Genomic DNA, 5,017 nt, shown 5'->3' with positions numbered 1-5,017 from the left:
GGATGCCGAGGCGCGTCTGGGTGGTCGCCCAGCGTTGCAGCGCATTGACCAGCGCTGCCCGCATCGTGCCGAAGGGGGAATGAACCCGAATCTGGTAATCGGAATCGAGCTGGAGCGGCAAAGTGAAAAAGGGCCGATCGCAGACCTTCGACCATTCCTCCCGCGACTTGCGCTTTTCGCCCTTGCGCAGATTCAGTTTCTTGAACCAGCCCGCCGTTTCCCAGAGGAAGCTGTTGGGCCGATGCGTACGGTAGAAGGGAAAGACCGGCCGCATCAGCGCCGATGCCATGCCGTTCCGCCCGGTGTTGAACGCCCGCCGGCGGAAGGTCGAGGGGATTTGCGGATCTCGTCCGCCCTCTTCGGGGGGCAGTTCCCTTGCCTGCTCCAGATACCAGTCGGGATCGAGCGGCAGGGTCGAATTGCCGTTCACTCCATCTTCCTGAAGAGTGAGGAAATCGGGGCGGATATAGCCCTCCTCCACCACATGGACGCGCAGGTTGCGCAACCGCGCCATCTTGTGCGCGGAGGCGTGATAGGGGCGGCAGTCACCGTAGAGAATGAGGTCGGTCACGCCGTGGTTGACGATATAATCGTCGAAGAAGATCGGCCAGTTGCGGAAAGTCCCGCGATAGTCGGTCGCCCCCTCCCCCGGCCAGTCGACCTTGTCGCCGCCATTGATGTTGATGCGCAGCGCCTGATGCCCCCTGCCTCTCAGCGCATCGGCCAGCATCGCGAAATAGGGGCCATGGGGTCCCTGAAGGAAAAGGAAGGTTCGGGCGGGCGCGTCAACCATGCAGATACTCGGCAGACAAGGTCATAAATCTTTGCAACTTCCCCTGTAAAGTCCGCAGCCGGACCAGCCATGACACCGGCGACGGCGCCCCGCTTGCCAAACGTTCGACCATGATTTCAGGTCCGCAAGGCAAGCGCGTCATCGGGTCCAGATAACGTGGATAGAGAATCAGGGCGCCAGCGACAAGCTGGTCCAGGGTGAGTCGGCGCCCGCGCCGTCCATTGGGAGTGGCCAGATCACGCGTCAGCCCCCATCCCGCGTAAAAGGGCATGCCATGGACCGTGACGGGCCTGTCGCGCATAAGCGCCTCGAAGCCGGTGAGAGAGGAAAGCACATGCACCTCGTCCACCGCCTGCACCAGCGCCATCAGCGGTGACCCCAGGTCGATCGCATCGGCGATGCCCAGCGCGACGGCATCGCTCAAATGCCCCTTGCGCAGCCCCGCCTGCACATCGGGATGCGGGCGATAGACGATCCAAGCCTCCGGCTCGGCCGCGCGCACGCGTCGCAGCAGGTCGAGATTGCCCGTCACCCCCGCACCGCCAAATTCGACCGACAGATCATCCTCGACCTGCCCGACCGCCAGCACCGTGCGACGCTCCTGCGGCAGGGCGATCATCGCGCCTGCATCCCTGCCATATTTGGTGACGCCCGAAGAACGGATCATCGCCCGCAAACCGACGGCCCGCTGCTCCTCAGCCGGAGAAAAAGGGTGGGTCGCCAGCAGCGTCTCCATGTCGCTGGGGCTTCGCGCGTCATAATAAATGCCCGAACGGTCGACCACCACCGATCCCGGCGGATGCAGGGCCGCACCCAGCCCTTTGGAGCGGAGAAAGCCGTCCTCCACCCTGGCGATCGTCACGCCGCCGCGCCGCGCGTCCTGCATGAGGGCGGCGGACACGCGGGACGGCCAGACGGCGAGCGCGCCGCCTTCCCGTTTCGCCCGCCGCACGCCTTTTTCAGCCGACATGAAAGGCGGAGAGCGCAACCCGTCCCAGAGGAAATGGCGGATCGCCTCCCGCTTCCAGAAAGCCATGCCGCTCGCCGCCGCGATGCCGCGATTGCCGTCCAGATGCCGCCGCCAGTCGGAAAGCTGCGCGACAGCCTGCATCGCGTCGACCGGCTCTCCACTGTAACAGTCGCGATACCGGGCCGCCGCCACCGCCGCCCGCGCCGCTGCGCGCAGCCGTTCGGCGGCGACCGGCTTGCCATCCGGTCCAAAGACCGGCACGCCCAGCAGCCCCGCAATCATCGCCAGTTCATCGTCCGGCGCTGCATGGACGGACCGCGCCGCCGCGATCACGAACCAAAGGTCGGCGGGATCGGGCAAAAGGCGCCCGACCCCTGCGCCAGCCACCCGTCTTGCACCGCGCACGATGCCGACATCCTGCCGCTTCAGCCCATCAAGCGCCGCCTGCGGAACGGCCACGCCTTCCCGCGCCACCAGTTGGATGCCATCCGGCCGATGTCCCCAGAAACTGCCGCCAACCCGCGCCTGCGCGACCGCATCAAGCACAGCATCGGTCACGGTTTGGATCGCTTCGCCTTCCTCCCGGATCCGGCTTACCGCCGCCGTCGCGCGCGCAATGCCCGGAAAAGGCGGGGAGCGCAGAAATGGAATCGCGTTCACGTACAGCCGCCCCCTGACACGACCCATATTAGCGCCAATGGAACAACGCTTCAGCTAATCAAAAACGCAATTCACACAACGACTTCTTGGTCGCCTGTCGAACAGACGTCAAGCCGGCGCGAAAGCCGTCATCTCGTGCAACATATCGGCTACGATATCGAAATAGGCTTCCCAGGTCGGCGGACGCCAGACCGCGATCCGCGCCAGTTGCGCGGCCCGCTCCGGCGAGTGTGGCCGGGCATAGGCTTCGATCGCCCGCAACCAGCCAAGGCCGTCCAGCGGATCGAGATAATCGGGCGCCTCCCCGCCCACTTCGCGATGCGCCATGATGTCGCTGCAGATCACCGGCACGCCTGCGCAAAGGGTTTCGATCACCGGCATGCCATAGCCTTCCTCGAAAGAGGGCATCAGCATCGCCCGCGCCCCCGCGACCAGCGCATTCATCTGATTGTCGGGCACGCTGCCCGCCTCGATCACATGGCCGCGCAATATTTCGGCGCGCTCCAGCATGTCGACGACATTCTCATTTTCCCAGCCGCGCCGCCCGATTAGCACCAGCACCGGCGCGCCATCGCCCAGCCTTTCCACCAGCCGCCGCCAGATGTTGAGCAGCAGAAGATGGTTTTTCCGCGGTTCGATGGTCGAGATATAGACGAAATAGGGTCGAGCGGGGACGTCATGACTGCCCTCCATCACCATGTCCGGGGCGTCGGCGCCGAAATGCGCCACCCGGATCGTCCGCCCGTCGAGGCCCCGCTTCAGATGCGGCGCAAGCGCGTCGATCGTCGCCTGGCTGTTGCCGATGATCCCGTCGGCATAGCGATCGATCGTCCGCACGCGCTTCAGATGCTCCTCCGCGCCTTGCGGCCGGGCGAATTCCGGGTGCGTCAGCGGGATCACATCATGCACCAGCGTCACGAACCGCGCGCCCTCCGCCCGCAGGATGGCGCCCACCTGATCGGCGTCGTCCAGATGATGCGGCGACACCTGCAAATAGATGCGCGGCCCCTGCGCCGCCGGCACCGGGCGGGGCCGCAGCGCGATCAGATGGCGGATGACCGCCGCCTTGCTCTCCTTTTCATCGACCGGACCCGTATTGCGCCAGCGCGCCGCGGTGAAGGCCAGAAACTGCCGCACCGCCGCATCCTTCAGCCGCCCATAATAGCCGCCCGCCGGATGCACCGCGGCAAAGGCCAGCCGATCGGGCATCCGCTCCAGCAATTCGCGGGCATAGGTGAACTCCACCCGGTCAATCCCCGTCGGCGCCGCGTGAAAGCTGCGCGAAAGCAGCCGCGAGATGTCGAGGATCACCTCCGCCGGCCGATCGCCGCCGGAAAAGCGCCTGCTCTCCCGCTTGGAGCGCAGGGCCAGCCGCGCACCGGGCGCCCTGAAGGGTTTGAGCGCCATGTCAGAGCGCTTTCATCGGGATCGGGCGCATCAGAACTGGGCGCGAATCTCTTCGGCCAGCGCCTGCAATGCGGCCGGATCGGCGAAACCGCCCTGCGCATGGGCGACAAAGCCGCGGGGCTGACCTTCCCAGCGCGGGACGATGTGGAAATGCAGGTGGAACACGGTCTGCCCGGCCGGCGCGCCGTTAAACTGGGCGACGTGGATGCCGTCCGGGTCCAGCGCCTTGCGCGTGGCGTCGGCGACCTTCTTCACCGTCGCCATCAGCTGCGCCAGCGCCTCGTCCTCCGCCTCCAATATGTTGCGCGCCTTCGACCATTTGGAAATGACCAGGCTATGCCCCCGGGACTGCGGCTGGATGTCGAGGAACGCATATGTATGCTCATCCTCGTAGAGTTTGGTCGAAGGGATCTTCCCCTGCAGGATGAGGGCGAAGACATTGCCCTCATCGTAAACACCATCCAGGCTCATGCCGCCAATCCTCAGCTCACATAATGAGCCGTCGTCTTAGCGGCGACTTCCTCCGCCGTCACGCCCGGAGCGAGTTCGACGAGCCTGAACGGGCTGTCATGGTCGGGCCGCTGGAATACGCAGAGGTCGGTGACGATCATGTCGACCACATTCTTGCCCGTCAGCGGCAGGGTGCAGGCGGGGATGAATTTGGGGCTGCCGTCCTTGGACGTATGCTCCATCACGACGATGATCTTCTTGACGCCCGCGACCAGATCCATCGCGCCGCCCATGCCCTTGATCATCTTGCCGGGGATCATCCAGTTGGCGATATCGCCATTTTCCGCGACCTCCATCGCGCCCAGCACGGTCAGGTCAATATGCCCGCCGCGAATCATCGCGAAGCTGTCCGCCGAACTGAAATAGACTGTCTGCGGCAATTCGCTGATCGTCTGCTTGCCCGCATTGATCAGATCGGCATCCTCTTCGCCCTCATAGGGAAAGGGGCCGATGCCCAGCATGCCGTTTTCCGACTGGAGCGTCACTTCGACGCCAGCGGGAATATGATTGGCCACCAGCGTAGGAATACCGATTCCCAGGTTCACGTAAAAGCCATCCTGAAGCTCGTTGGCCGCCCGTGCGGCCATTTCGTCACGAGTCCATGCCATTATGCGGCCTCCCTCTGGCGAACGGTGCGAAATTCGATCTTCTTGTCATAGGGCGCGCCGACGATCATG

At 64.7% G+C, this 5,017-nt stretch carries 4 protein-coding genes and 1 pseudogene; all 5 read right to left on the bottom strand.

Features of this window, described 5'->3' with window-relative positions:
* Positions 1–793 (bottom strand): annotated as a pseudogene (locus ACFC3J_RS21970) (capsular biosynthesis protein); the annotation flags it as partial.
* On the bottom strand, positions 786–2,423 hold the full coding sequence (locus tag ACFC3J_RS21965; protein ID WP_375198082.1) for a beta-3-deoxy-D-manno-oct-2-ulosonic acid transferase: 1,638 nt from the start codon (positions 2,421–2,423) through the stop codon (positions 786–788). The pseudogene ACFC3J_RS21970 and the gene ACFC3J_RS21965, both read right to left, overlap by 8 nt.
* Before the next feature lie 108 nt (positions 2,424–2,531).
* The gene (locus tag ACFC3J_RS21960; RefSeq protein ID WP_375198081.1) at positions 2,532–3,830 is read right to left on the bottom strand and encodes a glycosyltransferase family 4 protein; all 1,299 of its coding nucleotides are present in this window, start codon (positions 3,828–3,830) and stop codon (positions 2,532–2,534) included.
* 30 nt (positions 3,831–3,860) lie between these two features.
* A complete protein-coding gene (locus ACFC3J_RS21955; RefSeq protein WP_375198080.1) occupies positions 3,861–4,301 on the bottom strand; it encodes an HIT family protein in 441 nt (146 codons plus the stop codon).
* An 11-nt stretch (positions 4,302–4,312) separates the two neighbouring features.
* Entirely contained in the window at positions 4,313–4,948 is a 636-nt protein-coding gene (locus ACFC3J_RS21950) for a CoA transferase subunit B (protein WP_375198079.1), read from the bottom strand.
* Between the last annotated feature and the right edge of the window lie 69 nt (positions 4,949–5,017).

Source organism: Sphingobium sp. (genome assembly GCF_041987595.1).
Lineage (GTDB): Bacteria > Pseudomonadota > Alphaproteobacteria > Sphingomonadales > Sphingomonadaceae > Sphingobium.
The sequence above is the reverse complement of the archived record's forward strand: the minus strand, read 5'-3'. Positions and strand labels throughout refer to the sequence as shown.